Origin of the sequence: Paracoccus laeviglucosivorans, assembly GCF_900182695.1 — a bacterium.
In the GTDB taxonomy this organism is placed as follows: Bacteria; Pseudomonadota; Alphaproteobacteria; order Rhodobacterales; family Rhodobacteraceae; genus Paracoccus; species Paracoccus laeviglucosivorans.
In genome coordinates this window covers 1-19388 of the sequence record NZ_FXTK01000011.1, presented here as the reverse complement: position 1 = coordinate 19388, position 19388 = coordinate 1, and the positions used below count along the sequence as shown (strand labels likewise).

Annotated in this window: 17 protein-coding genes; 12 read left to right on the top strand and 5 right to left on the bottom strand. The window is 62.1% G+C overall.

Going from position 1 to position 19388, the window contains the following annotated elements:
* Nucleotides 1-38: 38 nt before the first annotated feature.
* From FN835_RS12380 to nspC, 3 genes are all read right to left on the bottom strand, one after another.
* A complete protein-coding gene (locus tag FN835_RS12380) occupies nucleotides 39-1328 on the bottom strand; it encodes an AI-2E family transporter (protein WP_246098723.1) in 1290 nt (429 codons plus the stop codon).
* A 113-nt stretch (nucleotides 1329-1441) separates the two neighbouring features.
* Nucleotides 1442-2665, bottom strand: coding sequence for a saccharopine dehydrogenase family protein (locus FN835_RS12375; protein ID WP_142663539.1), 1224 nt, complete (start codon nucleotides 2663-2665; stop codon nucleotides 1442-1444).
* 51 nt (nucleotides 2666-2716) lie between these two features.
* A complete protein-coding gene (gene nspC, locus FN835_RS12370; RefSeq protein ID WP_142663538.1) occupies nucleotides 2717-3823 on the bottom strand; it encodes a carboxynorspermidine decarboxylase in 1107 nt (368 codons plus the stop codon).
* A gap of 262 nt (nucleotides 3824-4085) precedes the next feature.
* Between nspC and FN835_RS12365 the strand changes: the two genes are divergently transcribed.
* On the top strand, nucleotides 4086-5030 hold the full coding sequence (locus FN835_RS12365; protein ID WP_142663537.1) for a VaFE repeat-containing surface-anchored protein: 945 nt from the start codon (nucleotides 4086-4088) through the stop codon (nucleotides 5028-5030).
* Between the two features lie 33 nt (nucleotides 5031-5063).
* Here FN835_RS12365 and iscR read toward each other — a convergent pair whose 3' ends face one another.
* Complete coding sequence (gene iscR / locus FN835_RS12360; RefSeq protein WP_142663536.1) at nucleotides 5064-5522, bottom strand: Fe-S cluster assembly transcriptional regulator IscR; 459 nt, start codon at nucleotides 5520-5522, stop codon at nucleotides 5064-5066.
* Between the two features lie 171 nt (nucleotides 5523-5693).
* Between iscR and FN835_RS12355 the strand changes: the two genes are divergently transcribed.
* From FN835_RS12355 to FN835_RS12320, 8 genes are all read left to right on the top strand, one after another.
* Complete coding sequence (locus tag FN835_RS12355; RefSeq protein ID WP_142663535.1) at nucleotides 5694-6353, top strand: alpha/beta hydrolase; 660 nt, start codon at nucleotides 5694-5696, stop codon at nucleotides 6351-6353.
* A 21-nt stretch (nucleotides 6354-6374) separates the two neighbouring features.
* Nucleotides 6375-7499: an HD domain-containing protein gene (locus FN835_RS12350; protein WP_142663534.1), complete on the top strand. Its 1125-nt coding sequence runs from the start codon at nucleotides 6375-6377 to the stop codon at nucleotides 7497-7499.
* 101 nt (nucleotides 7500-7600) lie between these two features.
* Entirely contained in the window at nucleotides 7601-8815 is a 1215-nt protein-coding gene (locus FN835_RS12345) for an NADP-dependent isocitrate dehydrogenase (protein ID WP_142663533.1), read from the top strand.
* 133 nt (nucleotides 8816-8948) lie between these two features.
* Nucleotides 8949-9617, top strand: a complete 669-nt coding sequence (gene purQ, locus FN835_RS12340; RefSeq protein ID WP_142663532.1) for a phosphoribosylformylglycinamidine synthase subunit PurQ — start codon at nucleotides 8949-8951, stop codon at nucleotides 9615-9617.
* A 63-nt stretch (nucleotides 9618-9680) separates the two neighbouring features.
* Nucleotides 9681-11477, top strand: a complete 1797-nt coding sequence (locus tag FN835_RS12335) for a sensor histidine kinase (protein WP_142663531.1) — start codon at nucleotides 9681-9683, stop codon at nucleotides 11475-11477.
* A 20-nt stretch (nucleotides 11478-11497) separates the two neighbouring features.
* The gene (locus FN835_RS12330) at nucleotides 11498-12823 is read left to right on the top strand and encodes a sigma-54-dependent transcriptional regulator (protein WP_142663530.1); all 1326 of its coding nucleotides are present in this window, start codon (nucleotides 11498-11500) and stop codon (nucleotides 12821-12823) included.
* Nucleotides 12824-13289: 466 nt separating this feature from the next.
* Nucleotides 13290-15860, top strand: a complete 2571-nt coding sequence (locus tag FN835_RS12325) for an Rne/Rng family ribonuclease (protein ID WP_142663529.1) — start codon at nucleotides 13290-13292, stop codon at nucleotides 15858-15860.
* Nucleotides 15861-15937: 77 nt separating this feature from the next.
* Nucleotides 15938-16681: a cytochrome c biogenesis CcdA family protein gene (locus FN835_RS12320; RefSeq protein ID WP_142663528.1), complete on the top strand. Its 744-nt coding sequence runs from the start codon at nucleotides 15938-15940 to the stop codon at nucleotides 16679-16681.
* Here FN835_RS12320 and FN835_RS12315 read toward each other — a convergent pair.
* Nucleotides 16678-17475, bottom strand: coding sequence for an enoyl-CoA hydratase (locus FN835_RS12315; RefSeq protein WP_142663527.1), 798 nt, complete (start codon nucleotides 17473-17475; stop codon nucleotides 16678-16680). The two genes, FN835_RS12320 and FN835_RS12315, sit on opposite strands and share 4 nt — an antisense overlap.
* 69 nt (nucleotides 17476-17544) lie before the next feature.
* Between FN835_RS12315 and FN835_RS12310 the strand changes: the two genes are divergently transcribed.
* From FN835_RS12310 to rpsI, 3 genes are all read left to right on the top strand, one after another.
* Nucleotides 17545-17955, top strand: a complete 411-nt coding sequence (locus FN835_RS12310; RefSeq protein WP_142663643.1) for a PaaI family thioesterase — start codon at nucleotides 17545-17547, stop codon at nucleotides 17953-17955.
* Between the two features lie 144 nt (nucleotides 17956-18099).
* Nucleotides 18100-18564 (top strand): 50S ribosomal protein L13, encoded by a 465-nt coding sequence (gene rplM, locus FN835_RS12305; RefSeq protein WP_142663526.1) that lies wholly within the window; start codon nucleotides 18100-18102, stop codon nucleotides 18562-18564.
* 2 nt (nucleotides 18565-18566) lie between these two features.
* Nucleotides 18567-19046 (top strand): 30S ribosomal protein S9, encoded by a 480-nt coding sequence (gene rpsI, locus FN835_RS12300; protein WP_142663525.1) that lies wholly within the window; start codon nucleotides 18567-18569, stop codon nucleotides 19044-19046.
* The last annotated feature ends 342 nt before the right edge of the window (nucleotides 19047-19388 follow it).

Below are 19388 nucleotides of genomic sequence, written 5' to 3'. Positions count from 1 at the left end.
ATCATGCCATCTGTTTTGTCTGCGTCCAGTAATTCCTGTCACCCCTTTGACACAAATGCGCCAGAAGACGGCGAAGGGGGCGGTTCCTCATCCTCGGCCTCAAGCTGGGGTGGATCTTCGCCTGCAAGGAAGTTGCCGAACTTCTCAAGCCCCGGAATGTGATCGGCCAGCACCCGCATCACCACCAGCAGCGGCACGGCGACGATCATGCCCAGCACGGACCACAGCCATGCCCAAAGTGCGACGGTCAGAAACACCACAACCGTGTTCAGCTGCAATTTGCGCGAGACGAAATAGGGCGTGATCAACTGCCCCTCGATCGAGGTGATGGTCAGATATGTCACTCCGACCATCAGCGGCGTGAAAAAGTCGTCAAAGACGAAGATCCCGACCAACGAGGCGATGATGACCCCGGTGACCGGCCCCAGATAGGGGATATAATTCAGCAGGAACGCCGACACGCCGAACAGCATCGGGCTGGGCATGTCCCATGCCCACATCGCCAAGCCTATGGCGATGCCAAGGCAGGCGTTGATCAGCGTGATCGCGCCAAGATAATCGCCCAGCCTTTGTTCGATCTCGCGCAGCGCCAGATAGGCTGCGCGCTTCTCGCTCATCCGGTCGAAGCTTTGCACGATCTTGAGATAAAGCAGATCGCCCGAAGAAATCAGGAAAAACAGCATGAACAGGGTGAAGATGATCTGGCCGATGAAAGCCGGGCCAAGCTCCATTGCGCCGGTCAATGCCGAGGATTGCGGGGCTGAGTTCACCTCGACCTGAATATGCTGGTCGGGGGGCTGCGGTGCGCCGGGGGTCGGAACACTGGTGACCGTGCCCGTCACGGTGCCGGTGACATTGCTGGTCGGGTCGTCGTTGGGGGTGGGTGCTGCCGGGGTGGATTGACCCTCGGGCAGGGTGCCGCCACCACCGCCGGTCAACTCGTCGATCTTGGCGGCGGCGCGTTCCAGCCCCTTGAAATTGCTTCTGATATCGTCAAAGCGTTGCTCAAGCCGGTATTCGATCAGCGATGAGTTGTCGATCAGCCGGTTGATCGGACCCGAGACGATGAAGCCGATCACCGACACCAGCACGACCAGCCCCAGCGACACGATGGTCGCGCTGATGACCGGGGCGATGTGCAGCCGCTCCATAAAGCGGCGAAACGGCGAGAACACGAAGAACAGCAGAATCGCCAGCGTCACGGGCATCAGGAATGCGCGGGCCTGCGCGAAAAAGCTGAACATCAGCAACAGGAAGATCCCGATGACCGCCCAGTTCGCCACACGCGGCAGGCTTTGCCGTTCCCGGTGATCGGAAAGGGGAAACATGTGGTTCGGATTTTCCGGTGACATCGCATCCCCCAAGCGCCGCTTGCTGGAAACGAGAAACCCCGCAGTCAGGTTCCTGATCGCGGGGTTGATGTTGATTAAATTCTGGCGACTTACAGCGGGTGATCGCCCGTCGCGTCGATGACGCGGGTGGGCAGGCCCAGATCGCCCAGCAGTTCAAGGAACGGCCGCGCGGGCAGTTCCTCGACATTGGCCATCTTCTTGACGTCCCAGGTGCCGCGCGCCACAAGGATTGCCGCCGCGACCGGGGGGACACCCGCAGTATAGCTGATGCCCTGGCTGCCGACCTCGTTGAAGGCTTCCTTGTGGTCGGCGACGTTGTAGATGAACACCTCGCCGGGTTTGCCGTTCTGCGTGCCTTTGACCAGATCGCCGATGCAGGTCTTGCCAACATAGTCCGGCGCAAGGCTGGAGGGGTCGGGCAGCACGGCTTTGACCAGTTTCAGCGGCACGACCTCGGTGCCTTCGGCGGTTTTCACCGGCTGTTCGGACAGCAGGCCAAGGTTTTGCAGCACGGTAAAGACGTTGATGTAATGCGCCCCAAAGCCCATCCAGAAACGCACATCGGCGTCCTTGTAGCGGGCGGACAGGCTGTGCACCTCGTCATGGCCGGACAGATAGGCGGTCTGTTTGCCGACGACGGGCAGATCCCATTCGCGGCCTACCTCGAACATCTTGTTTTCCTGCCACGCGCCTTTCTGCCAGCTATAGACGGTGCCGGTGAATTCGCGGAAGTTGATTTCCGGGTCGAAATTCGTGGCGAACCAACGGCCATGCGAGCCTGCGTTGATGTCCACGATGTCGATGGATTCGACCTTGTCGAAATATTCATCCTCGGCCAGACGGGCATAGGCGTTCACCACGCCCGGATCGAAGCCGACGCCCAGAATGGCAGTGACGCCCGCGGCCTCGCAGGCCTCGCGGCGTTTCCATTCGTAGTTGCCATACCAAGGCGGCGTTTCGCAGACCTTGGCGGGGTCTTCGTGGATCGCGGTGTCCAGATAGGCCGCGCCGGTATCGATGCAGCCTTGCAGGACGGTCATGTTCACGAAGGCCGAGCCCACGTTGATGACGATGTTCGCGTCGATCTGGCGGATCAGGGCCGCCACGGCATCGCTGTCCATGGCGTCCAGCGGATGCGCGGTAAATTCGACCTTATGGCCTTTTTCACGAATGCTCGTGATGATCTGCTCGGCCTTGCTGACCGTGCGGGATGCGATGTGCAGTGTGCCGAATTCCTTGGCATTCTGCGCCACCTTATGCGCGACCACCTGCGCGACGCCGCCGGCGCCGATGATGAGCACGTTTTTGGCCAATTCGATCTCCTTTTCTTGGCAGGGAATGTTTCGTCGGGGGTTCTCTGGCTGTTAAGACAAGCTGGATTTGTAATCGTCGTAGGTGAACCGGCGAGCTTCGCGGATCGTTCCGTCTTCTTCACGGATCGCGATCGACGGCATGGGCACGCCGTTGAACCAGTTCTTTTTCACCATCGTATAGCCCGCCGCATCCGCGATGCTGATGCGTGAACCGACTTGCAGCGGCTGGGGGAAGCGCGCTTCGCCGAAGATGTCGCCCGCAAGGCAGGTCTTGCCCGCGATCTGATAGGCGTGCTCGCCCTCCTGCGGCAGCTTGGCGATTTCGCGATAGATCAGCAGGTCCAGCATATGCGCCTCGATGCTGCTATCGACGATGGCCACGTCCTTGCCGTTATGGATCAGGTCAAGGACGCTGACTTCAAGCGACGCGGATTTGGTGATGCTGGCTTCGCCCGGTTCAAGGAAAAGCTGCACGCCGAATTTCTGCTGGAACGCTTTCAGTCGCGCGGCCAGACGGTCCAGCGGATAGCCGTCGCCGGTGAAATGGATGCCGCCGCCCAGCGAAACCCAGTCCAGCTTTTCCAGGAAGCCGCCGAATTCGGCTTCGATCCGGCCAAGCTGGGCGTCGAACAGGTCAAAATCGCCGTTTTCACAATTGTAGTGGATCATCACGCCCGAGATGCGGTCCAGCGCGGATTCCAGCTTGGGCAGGTCCCATTCGCCAAGGCGAGAGAAGGGGCGCGCCGGATCGGCCAGATCGAAACCGCTGGTCGAAAAGCGCGGATTCAGGCGCAGGCCCATCTTGATGCCGCGTGCCGCCGCCTTGTCGGAATAGCGGTCCAGCTGACCAAGGCTGTTGAAGATGATCTTGTCAGCGTAACCCAGCGCCTCATCAATCTCATGGTCGGCCCATGCGACGGAATAGGCGTGGGTTTCCTTGCCGAATTCCTCATGCCCCAGCCGCAGTTCGAACAGCGAGGACGAGGTGGTTCCATCCATGAACGGTCGCATGAAGTCGAAAGCCGACCACGTGGCAAAGCATTTCAGCGCCAGCAGGCATTTCGCGCCGGACTGTTCGCGCAGATGCTGGATGCGTTCCATGTTGACCCGCAGTTTCGCAAGGTCGATCAGGTAGTAAGGCGTCTGAAGATCGGACATGGGCAGATCCCTTCGCTGCGGCGGGTCGAATGAACCCGGTCATTTAGGCCCCCCTTCGGGATTTCGCAAGGAATGGTGACGGCGGCGTGACGTCGCAGTTGGTAGCGGTCAGGGCGGCGCATCATTGATGCGCGGAGGGGTTGTATTGACGCAACGGCAATAGGCTCAATTTTGCCGGGAAATCTGGGGCTTTAGGCAGAACCCCGCTATGTCCGATTCGGGTGACTTGAACAGAATCGTTCATAGTTCTACCGGAGCGAGCATGACAAATCGCACACAAAACAGACTTAATCTCCCCAAGGCCGCAGCGATTGCCGCGCTGGCTTTGACCGGACTGATGCAGCCCGCCCATGCCGCCGAACCCGCAGTGGCTACGAAAGCCGCCAAGGGCGTGACCCTGACCAGCGCCGTGGTCGAAGATGCCGACGAGAACCGCTTTTTCATGCGCACGGGCGGCATCGCGCGTGACGACGTGACCTTTGACGGCCTGACCCCCGGCCAGCCCTATACGCTGGTCGCTCAGCTTTATCACGTTGGCGAAGGCAAGCTGGTGGGCGCCCCCACGCTGGAAAACCTGATCCCGGATGCGGCCAGCGGCAAGACCAGCTTCATGCTGCCGGTTCCGCCGAACCGCACGGAATTCAATATCGACTATGCCGTCTATCTGACGCTTTACGAAGGTCAGGTCGATCTGGCAGGTCTGGCTACGGCAAAGCCCCTGGCCGAGATTCGCGACACGAAAAGCGAAGCGACCGTGCTTCAGGTCCACGCCGTGCAGCGTGTGACCGTGACCGCGGCTGATTCCGCCGATGGCGATCGCGCCTTGCCGGGCAATGGCGGCAAGATCACCGCCAAGGTCGATTACGAAAATCTGGTCGAGGGTTATCCCTATACGATCTGGGGTGAACTGATGAAGCCCTCGGGCCAGTCCACCGGCATTTTCGCCAGCATCGCCGAATACAAGCCCGAAGGTAAGAACGGCTCGGTCACGCTGGAATTCACCGTGCCCGAAGGGTTCGAAGGCGTGGCGCTGGTGCCGTCGGTCGGGCTTTATCACAAGAAGCGCGTGACCATCGGCGAAAACGGCGCGCTGTCGGTTCTGCCCGATGCGCCGAACCCGGTGATGATCGCAGCGGACCCGAACCTGAACGTGCCGGAAAAGACCATCTCCATCGGCACGCTGTTCGAAGACCTGCCGGCGGAATGATCCCGGCTGCGCGGTCCCTTGCGGGGCCGCGCCTTAATCGTCCACGATCGACAGGATTTTTGGCAGCGCGGGGCAGGGCAGCAGCTGGTTCTTGGCCACATCCGCCAGCGTATGGTTGTGCAGAAACACATAGACATGGGCCGAAAGCCCCTCCCACAGCCGGTTCGACAGGGTTTGCGCCCGCGACCCGGAAATCCCGCCCGACGCGCCCGCGCCGACATGCAGGGCGCTGACGGTTTCATCGACCGCCTCAAGGATGTCCGCCACGCGGATGGTTTCGGGCGCCCGCGCAAGGCGGTATCCGCCGCCCGGACCGCGCACCGATTCGACCAGCCCCGCACGGCGCAGCCGCACGAAAAGCTGTTCCAGATAGGGCAACGAGATGTCCTGCCGCTTGGAAATCTCGGCTAATGAGGTGAGGTCGTCATTCCTGGCGATTGCCAGATCGACCAGCGCGACCATCGCGTAGCGGCCTTTTGTGGACAGTTTCATCGTTGCCTCTCGTGATAGTTGACGCAACGCAGCCTTCGGGCTAATCCGCTTGCGCCGTCTTGACAGCGTCTTGACTATGCCGGTCTTGCTTGATTCAGCCGCGCTTCCCAGATTGACGATCTAGAGCCGCGCCGTCACAGGGTCAAGAAACCCGAGTCCCAAAGGAAGCCTATGCCCGAACTGATTTTCCCCGGTCCCGAAGGTCGTCTTGAGGGGCGCTATCATGCGCAGCCCGCACCGGACGCCCCCATTGCCATCATCCTGCACCCCCATCCCCAGTATGGCGGCACGATGAACAACCGGGTGGTCTATAACCTGCACTATGCGTTTCACCGCTTGGGCTTTACCGTCATGCGCTTCAACTTCCGGGGCGTCGGTCGGTCGCAGGGCGAATTCGACCAAGGCATAGGTGAGCTGTCGGATGCCGCATCCGCGCTGGATTACCTGCAGGCCATGAACCCCAACAGCAAACATTGCTGGGTCGCCGGTTTCAGCTTTGGCGCGTGGATCGGGATGCAGCTTCTGATGCGCCGCCCGGAAATTACCGGCTTCATCAGCGTGGCCCCGCCCGCGAACATGTATGATTTCAGCTTCCTTGCGCCTTGCCCGTCCTCGGGGTTGATCATCAACGGCACTGCCGACCGCGTGGCACCGCCCAAAGACACCCATACACTGGTGGGCAAACTGCGCGAGCAGAAGGGCATCACCATCACCCACGAGGAAATCGAGGGCGCCGATCACTTCTTCCGCGACGATGAGGCGCATATGAAGCCGATGATCGACAAGGTGCAGACCTATGTCCGTCGCCGCCTGACCGAGAATACCCGCTAAGACGACCAAAGGCCCATTCGCATGACCGACCTGACCCGCCGCTTTGCCTTCTTGAACGAGGCCGACAGGCTGAAGTCGGTCGATCGTGCGAATGTGCTGATGGACCTGTCGCGCCCCGAAAACAGTGCCGAACACAGCTGGCACGTCGCGCTTTATGCGCTGGTGTTCGGCGGCTCGGACCGGGCGATTGCCATGATCCTGCTGCATGATCTGGTGGAAATCGACTGCGGCGACCATCCCATTCATCTGGAACATGACGGCCCCGCCGTCGCCGCAGCCGAGCTTGCGGCGGCGCAACGGTTGTTTGCCATGCTGCCCGATGGCGGGCGTCTGCTGGATCTGTGGCAGGAATTCGAGGCGGGCGAGACCGAGGATGCCCGCTTTGCCAAGCGCGTCGATCACGTGCAGCCTATGTTTCAGGTGCTGGGCGCGCCCCAGCCGCTGCCCGAACATCTGCGGATCGTCCGCGACAACATGACCGCAGGCCGGGCCGCGCGCCTTTGGACAGAATGGCCCGAGGTGATGGCGGCAGGCCAAGCCCTGCTGGACGGCGGACAGGTCAGCGCCGACATGATCGGGCCGCTGGCCTTTCTGGCCGAGGCGGATCGCCTGAAATCCGTCTATCGCGCCAGTCTGCTTTGCGATGCCTCGCGCACGGAAAACAGCGCGGAACACAGCTGGCATCTGGCACTTTATGCGCTGGTCATGGCGCCGTTCGCGGGCGAGGGTGTCGATATTGGGCGCGTCATCCGCATGTTGATCCTGCACGATCTGGTCGAGATAGACACGGGCGACGTGCCGATCCATTCGCAAGGCGGCGCAGCCCATCACAGCTCCGCGCAGATGGCCGCGGAAGATGCGGCGGCGGACCGCCTGTTCGGAATGTTGCCCGCCCCCCAAGGCGCTGCGCTACGCGCGCTTTGGGCTGAGTTCGAGGCGAATGATACGCCGGATGCGGTCTTTGCCAAATCGCTGGATCGGGCGCAGCCGGTCATGCAGAACATCGCATCGGGCGGCGGGTCATGGGTTGCCTATGATGTGACCTACGACCAGTTGGTCGAGCGCGTGGGGGTCCGCATTCAGCGCGGAGCGCCGGCTTTGTGGGATTGGCTGAGCGAAAGCGCACAGGTCTATTTCGGGCGCTGATTTTGCCGGTTTAAACGGTATGCAATTGCATACACGTCTTTCCCTTTGCTTGGATAGCAGATATACGGCCCACAGCCGAATCCTAACCAAAGGGACCACCCATGTCGAAGATCAAGGTAGCCAATCCTGTCGTCGAACTCGACGGCGACGAGATGACCCGGATCATCTGGGACTTCATCAAGCAAAAGCTGATCCTGCCCTATCTGGATGTGGACCTGAAATACTACGATCTGGGCATCGAGGAGCGTGACCGCACCGAAGACCAGATCACCATCGACGCCGCACATGCGATCAAGCAATACGGCGTGGGCGTGAAATGCGCGACCATCACCCCCGACGAACAGCGGGTCGAGGAATTCGGCCTGAAAAAGATGTGGAAATCGCCCAACGGCACCATCCGCAACATTCTGGGCGGCGTCATCTTCCGCGAACCGATCATCTGCAGCAACGTGCCGCGTCTGGTCCCGCACTGGACGCGCCCGGTCATCGTCGGCCGTCACGCCTTTGGCGACCAGTATAAAGCCACCGACTTCCGCTTCCCCGGCAAGGGCAAGCTGACGATCAAATTCGTCGGCGAAGACGGCGAGACGATCGAACACGAAGTGTTCCAGGCGCCGTCCTCGGGGGTGGCAATGGCGATGTATAACCTGGACGATTCGATCCGCGACTTTGCCCGCGCTTCGATGAACTATGGTCTGCAGCGCGGTTTCCCGGTTTACCTGTCGACCAAGAACACCATCCTGAAAGCCTATGATGGTCGCTTCAAGGATCTGTTCCAGGAAGTGTTCGACGCCGAATTTGCCGACCAGTTCAAAAAGGCCGGCATCACCTATGAACACCGCCTGATCGACGACATGGTGGCTTCGAACCTGAAATGGTCGGGCGGCTATGTCTGGGCCTGCAAGAACTACGACGGCGACGTGCAGTCGGACACCGTTGCGCAGGGCTTCGGCTCGCTGGGGCTGATGACCTCGGTGCTGATGACGCCCGATGGCAAAACCGTCGAGGCCGAGGCCGCGCACGGCACCGTGACGCGCCACTATCGCGAACACCAGAAGGGCAACCAGACCTCGACCAACTCGATTGCGTCGATCTTTGCCTGGACCGGCGGCCTGAAGCATCGCGCCAACCTCGACAACAACGAGGCGCTGCTGAACTTTGCCAAGACGCTGGAGCGTGTGACGGTTCAGGCGGTCGAAGACGGCCACATGACCAAGGATCTGGCGCTGCTGGTCGGTCCCGACCAGAAATGGCTGACCACCATGGGCTATCTGGAAAAGGTGGACGAATACCTGAACAAGGCACTGGCGGGCTGATCCCGTCACCAAGCCACGCAAGGGCCGGGGGAACCTCCGGCCCTTTTCACGTTCCGTCCGATCTTGCGCGAAGCGGCTTAACAGTTCGGTCGCATTGCAGTAAGGGAGGCGCAGGAAACACCCGGAGTCGCCCATGAAAGCCGCCGTCATCACCTTTCCCGGATCGAATTGCGATCGCGACCTTGCGGTTGCGCTGACGCAGGCGGGGGCGCAGGTGACGCGCGTCTGGCACAAGGACGACGCGCTGCCGCAGGGCACCGATCTGGTTGCCGTGCCGGGCGGTTTTTCCTTTGGCGACTATCTGCGCTGCGGCGCGATTGCTGCCCATTCGCCGATTGCCAACGCCGTCCGCGCCCATGGCGCCAAGGGCGGCTATGTGCTGGGCATCTGCAACGGCTTTCAGGTTCTGACCGAACTGGGCCTGCTACCCGGCGCGCTGATGCGCAATTCGGGGCTGAAATTCATCTGCCGTGAGGTGGCGCTGAAGGTGGAAACCTCGGCCAGCCCGTTCACCTCGGCCTATCAGGCGGGTCAGGTGATCCGCGTGCCGGTCGCCCACCATGACGGCAACTATCAGATCGACGCCGAAGGGCTGGCGAAGCTGAAGGATCAGGACCGGATCGCCTTCAGCTATGCGCCGGGCATCAACGGCTCGGTTCAGGACATTGCGGGGGTTCTGTCCGAAAACCGCCGGGTGCTGGGCATGATGCCCCATCCCGAACGCGCGGCGGATGCCGTGCATGGCGGAACGGACGGCGCGGGTCTGTTCGCATCGGTGATGCAAGACCTTGTAACGGTCTGACTTGAGCCGTTGACCTTCGCGCATTAGATTGACTCGTCCCCTGTGGGGCGATGCCGGAGGCATATGCGAGACAAACAGGTTTCCACGGAGACGCCGGAGGGCGGTCGCTCGGCAGTAGCCGGGCGGTGGGGTCTGCGCGGCATCATCGCGGCGCTTCTGCTGATCGCGGTCGGAACCATCTGGCTGACCAACAGCTGGCTGTCTTCGCGTTTTTCGGAAAATACCCGCGTGCGGACCGAACTGCGCTCGGCTTTGTATACCGGCAACCTGCTTTCGGAATTGCAGCGCACCTCGGTCGTGCCGCAATTGCTGGCACGAGATCCGGCGCTGATCTCGGCCCTGTCCAGCAACGATTTTTCCGGCACCTCGGCGCGGCTGATCTCGGCCCAAAAGGAAATTGCCGCATCCTCGATCCGGCTTCTGGATGCGTCGGGGCGGACGGTCGGTTCGACGGACCGCAACCTGATCGGCACGAATTACGTGCAGGAACCGTTCTACGTGGAATCGCTGCGGTCCAAGGATACGGTCTTTACGGTATCGCCTTCGCCGCAGGGGGCTTACGAATTCGCCTATTCCCGCGCCGTGGTGGCCGATGGGCGCACGCTGGGCGTCGTCGTGGTCGGTGCGGACCTGACGCGGCTTGTGCGGTCCTGGGCGGGGATTTCGGACGCCATTGCGGTCACCGACAGCTCCGGCCAGATCATCCTGTCCACCGAACCTCGCTGGCGTGGCCTGACCCTGCCCGAGGCGCTGGCGGTCCGTTCGGCACCGTCCGCGATTGCGCGGGCGTTTCAAGTCACAGCGGACTGGGCCGCGCCGCCGGTCGATGCTTATGTGCAGGGCAAGGCGGTGATGCAGGCGGAAACGCGCATTCCGTTCCGCGGCTGGAAGATGATCGCGTTCACCACCTACGATTCGGTGCGCGAGCGGGTGAACGCGGTTCTGGCCATGGTCATCATGGGCTTCGCGATCTTGCTGGCAGCGGTGTTCTATCTGCTATCTCGCCGTGCGCGGGTCGAATCCGCCGCCTATATGCGCGAATCCGAGGATCTGCGCGCATTGAACATGCGCCTGACCCGCGAAATTGCCGAGCGTGAGCGGGTGCAGAAGGAACTGCGCGTGGCCGAACAGACCATGCAGCAATCGTCCAAGCTGGCCGCCTTGGGCGAGATGTCGGCAGGCGTCAGTCACGAATTGAACCAGCCGCTGGCCGCGATGAAGACCTATCTGGCCGGTGCGCGGCTTTTGCTGCAACGCGGCCGGGGCGAGGAAGCGCTGTCCAGCTTTCAGCGCATCGACGATCTGGTCGAACGCATGGGCGCGATCACCCGCCAACTGAAATCCTATGCGCGTAAAGGCGGCGAGGCGTTCGAGCCGGTCGATCTGCGTGCCGCGCTGTCCAGCGCACTCGTCATGATGGAGCCGCAGTTGCGCGGCAAGACAATCCGGCTGCAGCGTAATATCCCACGCTATCCGGTCATGGTCTATTGCGACCGCATCCGTCTGGAACAGGTCATCATCAACCTGCTTCGCAATGCGATCGACGCGATCAAGCCGGTGCGCGATCCCGCGATCGAGATCACGGTAAGCTCCGGCTCTCACGCATTCTTGTCTGTCCGGGACAACGGTCCGGGCGTTTCCGATCTGGAAAAACTCTTCGAACCCTTCTTTACCACCAAGAAGCCCGGCGAAGGCACGGGATTGGGGCTTGCGATTTCGTCCGGGATCGCCGCTGATTTCGGCGGACGCCTGACCGCGCATAACGCCGAAGGTGATGAAGGCCGAGGAGCCGTATTCGAACTTGAACTGCCGCTGCACGATCCGGGTCGGAAAACCGGATCGCCGCTTGCGGCAGAGTAGATATGAAAGGTGACGCGCGTATGAGCCGCACGATGAAGATTGCAGTGGTCGATGACGAACCCGATATGCGGGAATCGATCAGCCAGTGGCTGGCCTTGTCCGGGTTCGACACCGAAACCTTCGCCAGCGCCGACGATGCGTTAAAGGTCATCTCGGCCGATTGGCCGGGGGTCATCATCTCGGACATTCGGATGCCGGGCACGGACGGGATGACGTTCCTTAAGCGCCTGATGGGCATCGACAGTGGTTTGCCGGTCATCATGATCACCGGGCATGGCGACGTTCCGATGGCGGTCGAAGCCATGCGGATCGGCGCCATGGATTTCATGGAAAAGCCCTTCAATCCCGAACGTCTGACCGAACTGGTCAAGCGCGCGGGGCAGGCCCGCCGCATGACGCTGGACAACCGCGCCCTGCGCCGCGACCTGTCCGAAGGCCAGCAGGTCATGTCCAAGCTGATCGGCGCCAGCCCCGTCATGGACCGCCTGCGCGAGGACATTCTGGACCTGGGCCAGGCTGACGGTCACGTGCTGATCGACGGCGAAACCGGCACCGGCAAGACGCTGGTGGCGCACGCGCTTCATGCCGTGGGGCCGCGCGCGTCCAAGAAATTCGTGCCGATTTCCTGTGCCGCCTATAATGACGAAGTGCTGGCCGGCAAACTGTTCGGCCCGGTCGAAAACGGCCTGCCCGCCGTCGAGGAAGCCCGCGGCGGGACGCTGTGTCTGGAAGACATCGAGGCGCTGTCCGACGGCCTTCAGGCCCGCCTGCTGGCCTTTATTGCCGAACAGGGCACGCCTGCCGAAACCCGGATCATCGCGATTTCCAACGCACGCGGCGAAGGCCGCAAGGCCGAGGATTCGCTGCGTCCCGACCTGTTCTATCGTCTGACCGCACTGAAGATCACCCTGCCGCCCCTGCGTTCGCGCGGCGAGGATATTCTGGCGCTGTTCACCCGCATGACAGAACAGTTCAGCGAAGAATATGGCTGCGAACCCCCGCAGGTCACCGCGCAGGAAGCGGCGCAGCTTTTGCAGGCCCCTTGGCCGGGCAATGTGCGTCAGTTGATCAACGTGGCCGAACGTGCGGTGCTGCAGAACCGTCGCGGCTCCGGCTCGATCGCGTCGCTGCTGATGGCGGATGGCGAAGACACGCAAGAAGCCACGACGACCGAGGGCAAGCCCTTGAAAGAATATGTCGAAAGCTTCGAAAAGATGCTGATCGACAATACCATGCGTCGCCACAAGGGCAGCATCGCCGCCGTCATGGACGAATTGTGCCTGCCACGCCGGACGCTGAACGAAAAGATGGCGAAATACGGCCTGAGCCGCAGCGATTATCTGTAACGCCTGCTGCCCGCGCGGGTGATCGCCGCGCGGGCAGGGCAGTGGCGCCATCGGTCATTTGGTGAAAAACCGATTGTAACCACGCGGCCTTACCCGCTATCTTCCAAATCAAGAGGCATGTGTCGCAACTTGTGGTTGCCTGCCTCGAACAGTTTCGCGGCGCGTCCGCCAGCCGGGACACCCAAAGGGTGCAGGTGGTGCGATGCGCGGAAAATCAACGCCTAAGCCCCAAGGGGCCTCTGGGCATCGTGATCGCCGTCCGGGCCGCTTTGCGGCGGATCGGGCCAAGAAAGGTAAAGAGACGCGATGGATCGCGCAGCGCAGCTTGATCGTGAACGGTGCCGGGGAAATGCCCCCAGTGCCGCGATTGCTGCTATCCGCCTGATCCGCCACGCTCATTCATGCAGCAGCCGTTCGTCAGCACCGCCTTTGCGCGGGTCCGGGCGGGTGCGCGAAAGTCGGATATATGTCAAAGAAAATGCTGATCGACGCCACACATGCCGAGGAGACTCGGGTTGTCGTGGTCGATGGAACCAAGGTCGAGGAATTTGATTTCGAGACCGTCAACAAGCGACAGCTTGCTGGCAACATTTACTTGGCCAAGGTAACGCGGGTCGAACCCTCGTTGCAGGCGGCCTTTGTGGATTACGGCGGAAACCGTCACGGTTTTCTGGCCTTTGCGGAAATCCACCCGGATTATTATCAGATCCCCGCAGCCGACCGTCAGGCCCTGCTGGAGGAAGAGCGCGCCGCCGCTGCCGCCGAAAGCGAAGAGGCTGAAAAGCCCAAGCGCAACGCGCGCCGCCGCAAGACCGCCAAACCTGCCAGCGCCGATCAGGGCGATGCCGTGATCTCGGAAGACATCGCCGGGATGACCGTGGTCGATCCGTCCGAGGGCGAAGGCGATGCGGTCGAACTGGCCGAACACGCCGCAGCGGCCGAGCCGATCGCCGCCGACGAGCATGTCGATGATGCCGGTGATGAGCCGCACGAAGAAGCGCATGACGACGACGCAATCGAATCCGTCGCCGAAGAAGACGTGGCCGAGGAAATCTCTGCTCCGAAAAAGCCTCGTGCGCGCCGCTACAAGATTCAGGAAGTCATCAAGGTCCGGCAGATCATGCTGGTCCAGGTCGTCAAGGAAGAGCGTGGCAACAAGGGCGCGGCCCTGACCACCTATCTGTCGCTGGCTGGTCGCTACTGCGTCCTGATGCCCAACACCGCCCGCGGCGGCGGCATCAGCCGCAAGATCACCAACGCAGCAGACCGCAAGAAGCTCAAGGAAATCGCGTCCGAACTGGAGGTGCCGGAAGGCGCTGGCCTGATCATCCGCACCGCCGGAAGCCAGCGCACCCGGACCGAGATCCGCCGCGATTACGAATATCTGATGCGGCTGTGGGAACAGATCCGCGAACTGACCTTCAAGTCCATCGCGCCCGCGCCGGTCTATGAGGAAGGCGACCTGATCAAGCGGACCATCCGCGACATCTATTCGAAAGACATCGACGAGGTTCTGGTCGAGGGCGAGCGCGGTTACCGCACCGCCAAGGACTTCATGAAGATGATCATGCCGTCCCACGCCAAGAACGTGAAGCATTACGACGACCAGATCCCGCTTTACGCGCGCTATCAGGTCGAGGGCTATCTGGGCGGCATGTTCAACCCGGTGGTGCAGCTGAAATCGGGCGGCTATATCGTCATCGGCGTGACCGAGGCGCTGGTCGCCATCGACGTCAACTCGGGCCGCGCGACTAAGGAAGGGTCGATCGAGGACACCGCGCTGAAGACGAACCTGGAAGCCGCCGAGGAAATCGCGCGCCAGCTGCGTCTGCGTGACCTGGCCGGTCTGATCGTCGTCGATTTCATCGACATGGAAGAGCGTCGCAACAACGCCGCCGTCGAAAAGCGCTTCAAGGACAAGCTGAAAACCGACCGCGCCCGCATTCAGGTCGGCCGCATCTCGGGCTTTGGCCTGCTGGAAATGTCGCGTCAGCGTCTGCGTCCGGGTATGCTGGAATCGACCACGCAGCCCTGCGCGCATTGCCATGGCACGGGTCTGATCCGGTCTGATGACAGCCTTGCGCTGACCATCCTGCGCGCCATCGAAGAAGAAGGCACGCGCAAGCGTTCGCGCGAAGTTCTGGTCAAGGCGCCGGTCGCCGTGGCAAACTTCCTGATGAACTCCAAGCGCGAGCATATCGCCAATATCGAAGCGCGTTACGGCATGTCGGTTCGGGTCGAGGCTGATCCGACGCTGATTTCGCCCGATTACGCGATCGAGAAGTTCAAGACTGCGACGCGTAACGTGCCCGAGGTCGTGTCGCCCGTGGTTTCGGTCGATGCCAAGCTGATGGCGCAGATCGACGAGGACGTGGCCGACGAGATCGAGGACGAGGACGACATCGAGGACGCCGCCCCCGCCGCTGAGGAGGTCCGCAGCGATGCCCCCGAGAATGGCGAGCAGGGCGAGGGCAATGGCAAGCGCCGCCGCCGCCGCCGCCGCCGCCGCGGTGGCAAGGGCGGGGACGAGGCGAATGGCGATGACTCCCGCGCCGACGATGCCGAGGAAGCCGCCGGCGAGCAGGTCGAGATCGCAGCCGTCGAAACAGCGCAAGCCGTCGAAGCTGTCGAGACCGTCGAATCTGTCGAACCCGCCGAGGAGGATGCCAAGCCCCGCCGTCGCCGTTCGCGTCGCCGCAAGGGCGAGGAGGCCGAGACCGCCGAGGTTGTCGATCTGACTTCCCTGCCGGTCGAGGAGACGCCTGCCGCCGAGGTCGAAGCCGCCGCCGCCAAGGCGATCGAGGCTGAGGCTGCGCCGCAAGCCGAAACCCCGGCTGAAACCGCGCCGCTCGGCGTGCCCGCCGAAACTGCGGCCGAGCCGGAAGCGCCTGCGGAAACCGCCGCGCCCGAGGCTGAAGTCGCGGCTGAAGCCGTGGCCGAGACCGCTGCCGAAGAAGCCCCTGCATCGGAGCCGGAGCCGGTCGTCGAAGACCTTGCCCCGCGTCCCAAGCGCCGTGGCTGGTGGTCGGTGGGCTAAGTGCCCGCGATGCAATGACATCATAGTGACAGGCGCGGGTCTTTCCCGCGCCTTTTTCATCGCGCAATGTGGCGACCATGTTGGGAATCGAACTTGCAGACGCCGCCTTTCTGCCTGCCGCGACGGTCGCGTTGCTGGCGGGTATCCTGTCTTTTCTGTCGCCTTGCGTGCTGCCCATCGTGCCGCCCTATCTGGCCTATATGACCGGGGTAGGGGTCGGAGGGTTGAAATCGGGCGAACGCAGCGCCGTTGTTCCGGCGCTGTTCTTTGTTCTGGGGCTTTCGACGGTCTTTTTGCTGATGGGCATGGCCGCTTCGGCATTCGGGCGGCTGTTCCTGCAGTATCAGGACTGGCTGGCGCGCGGCTCGGGCATCGTGATCGTCGTGATGGGGCTGCATTTCCTGCGCGTGATCCGCATCCCGTTTCTGGACAACGAAGCGCGGGTGGATGCGGGCGACAAGGGCGGCACCTCGTTCGGGGCCTATGTGCTTGGGCTGGCCTTTGCCTTTGGCTGGACGCCCTGCATCGGCCCACAGCTTGGCATGATCCTGTCGCTGGCCGCCACAGGGGCCGAGGCGGGACGCGGCGCGGCCCTGCTGGCCGTCTATGCGCTGGGTCTGGGGATACCGTTTCTGCTGTCGGCTATCTTTATCAACCGGGCGATGGGCCTGATGAACCGCATCAAGCCGCATCTGAAACTGATCGAGCGTGTCATGGGCGCGTTGCTGATCGCCGTCGGTATCGCGCTGGTGACGGGAGCATTCCCCACCTTTGCCTATTGGCTGCTAGAGACGTTCCCGTGGCTGGCCCGGCTGGGCTAGTCCCAGTTCGGCGCACGTTTTTCCAGGAAAGCCTGTATCCCCTCGGCAGTGTCGGGGCGCAGCAGGTTTTCGCAGATCACCTCTCCTGTCGCGGCATAGGCATCGGTCAGCGCCATGCTGCGCTGGCGGTGAAAGGCGCGCTTGCCCATCTGGACCGCTGCGGGCAGCTTGGCCGCGATGGTTTGCGCCAGCGCCATGGTCTCGGATGCCAGCGCGTCGGGTGCGCAAACGCGATTGACCAGACCCAGTTCCTGCGCCCGCGCCGCGTCGATGAAATCGCCGGTCACCAGCAGCTCAAAGGCATTGCGCGGCGGGATCGCGCGGATCAGGGCAACCATCGGGGTCGAACAGAACAGCCCGATATTCACGCCATTGACGCCAAAGCGCACGCCGTCGGCAGCAACCGCGAGATCGCAGCTGGCGACCAGTTGGCACCCGGCGGCGGTTGCGATGCCCTGCACCTCGGCGATGACGGGCTGGGGGAGGGCCGGCAGTTTCTGCATCATCTGCGCGCAATGCGAAAACAGCCGACGATATGCGGCGGCGCCATTGTCGTCGTCATCGCGCGCGGCCTGAAATTCGCGCAGGTCATGGCCCGCGCAGAACGCCTTGCCCATCGCGGCGATGACGACCGCGCGGGCGTCGCTGGCCGCGACCTCGTCCAGCGCGGCGGAAAGCGCGTCGATCATCGCGGTCGAAAGCGCGTTGTAATTGCCCGGACTGTTCAGAACCAGCCGCACGACATGGCCATGATCCTGCCGCAGAACCAACGGTTGCGGATCTCCGTCCTTCATACCTTCCTCCCTTGTCGTGATCTCCTCCAGCGGCCAGTCTAGCGGCGGATGGGGCAGGGGGAAACGATGATGGATCGCGAGGCGCTGAATGCTTTTCTGGACCGGGCCTTTCCGCAAGTCGCAGGCCAGATCCGGGTCGAGGACGTGGGTGAGAGCCTGACCGCCCGCCTGATCGTGGCCCCGCAGCACCTGCGCCCCGGCGGCACGGTCAGCGGCCCGTCGATCTTTGCGCTGGCGGATGTGGCGATCTATCTGGCGATCCTGTCGCGGATCGGCGAGGTGGCGCTGGCCGTGACCACGAACGCCTCGATCGACTTCATGCGCAAGCCGGATGCCGGGCGCGATCTGCTGGCCGATTGCCGCATCCTGAAACTGGGCAAGGTGCTGGCCGTGGGCGAATGCCTGATCCGTTCCGAGGGTGGGGTCGATCCGGTCGCGCGCTGTTCGATGACCTATTCGATTCCGCCAAAACGGCCCTGAAACAGGGCTTTATGTTGGGGTATTTTAATACCTATTTAACAATTCATTGAATTTGCTGAGGTATTTCGCAGTCGTCACGCTTGATTTACGCGCGGGATTGGCCGATATACCCGCATCTCGAATTACACCCCTAAAGGGACGACCATGAAAACCTATACCGCAAAACCGGCGGAGATCGAGAAGAAGTGGATCCTGATCGACGCAGAGGGCGTCGTTCTGGGCCGTCTTGCGACGATCGTTGCCATGCGCCTGCGTGGCAAGCACAAGCCGACCTTCACCCCCCACATGGACATGGGCGACAACGTCATCATCATCAACGCCGACAAGGTGCAGATGACCGGCGACAAGCGCGATGCCAAGAAATACTACTGGCACACCGGCCATCCGGGCGGCATCAAGCACCGCACCGCACGTCAGGTCCTGGAAGGCGCCCACCCCGAACGCGTCGTGATCAAAGCCGTTGAGCGCATGATCTCGCGCAACAAACTGGGCAAGCAGCAGATGACCAATCTGCGCGTCTATGCCGGTGCCGAGCATCCGCACGAGGCCCAGCAGCCCGAAGTTCTGGACGTCAAATCCATGAACGCCAAGAACACCCGGAGCGCATGATTATGGCCGAAGACATCAAAACCCTGGACGACCTGAAATCGGTCACCACCGCGGCTGTCGTCGAAAAGCCGCTTCACGAAGCTCAGCGCGACGCGCAGGGCCGCGCCTATGCCACCGGCAAGCGTAAAGACGCTGTCGCCCGAGTTTGGGTGAAACCGGGTTCGGGCAAGGTCTCGGTCAACGGCAAGGACATGGCTGTCTACTTCGCCCGTCCCGTGCTGCAGATGATCCTGCGCCAGCCCTTCGAGGTTGCCGGCGTTTCGGGCCAGTACGACGTTTACGCCACCGTCACCGGCGGCGGTCTGTCGGGTCAGGCCGGCGCTGTGAAGCACGGCATCTCGAAGGCTCTGCAGCTGCACGAACCGTCGCTGCGCGCCGCTTTGAAAGCCGCTGGCTTCCTGACCCGCGACTCGCGCGTTGTCGAACGGAAGAAATACGGCAAGGCGAAAGCCCGTCGCTCGTTCCAGTTCTCGAAGCGCTGATCTGCCTTCGGTTGCGAATACGGAAAACGCGGTCCCTTGGGGCCGCGTTTTTCATTTCCGGGGTCCCTTTCCCGCTGTCTGCCGGGGCAGGGCAGGGGGCGTCTTGCGCAGAATGCCATGCCTATAAGCAGGCGGCGAATTATCTGCCCGACCTCGCGACAGTAAAATGACAGTAAATCAGCGGCTTGATGATTTTCTTCCTCGATCGCGCATTTTTCTTCTTGCAACGTTTTGCATGAGGGCCTAGATACCCCTTCACCGAACGGCGGAGACGCTGAACGGGACGGGACGGGTCGCTTGTTGGTGGTTCTGACCGTGGAAATTCTGGAGATTTGATGGCTT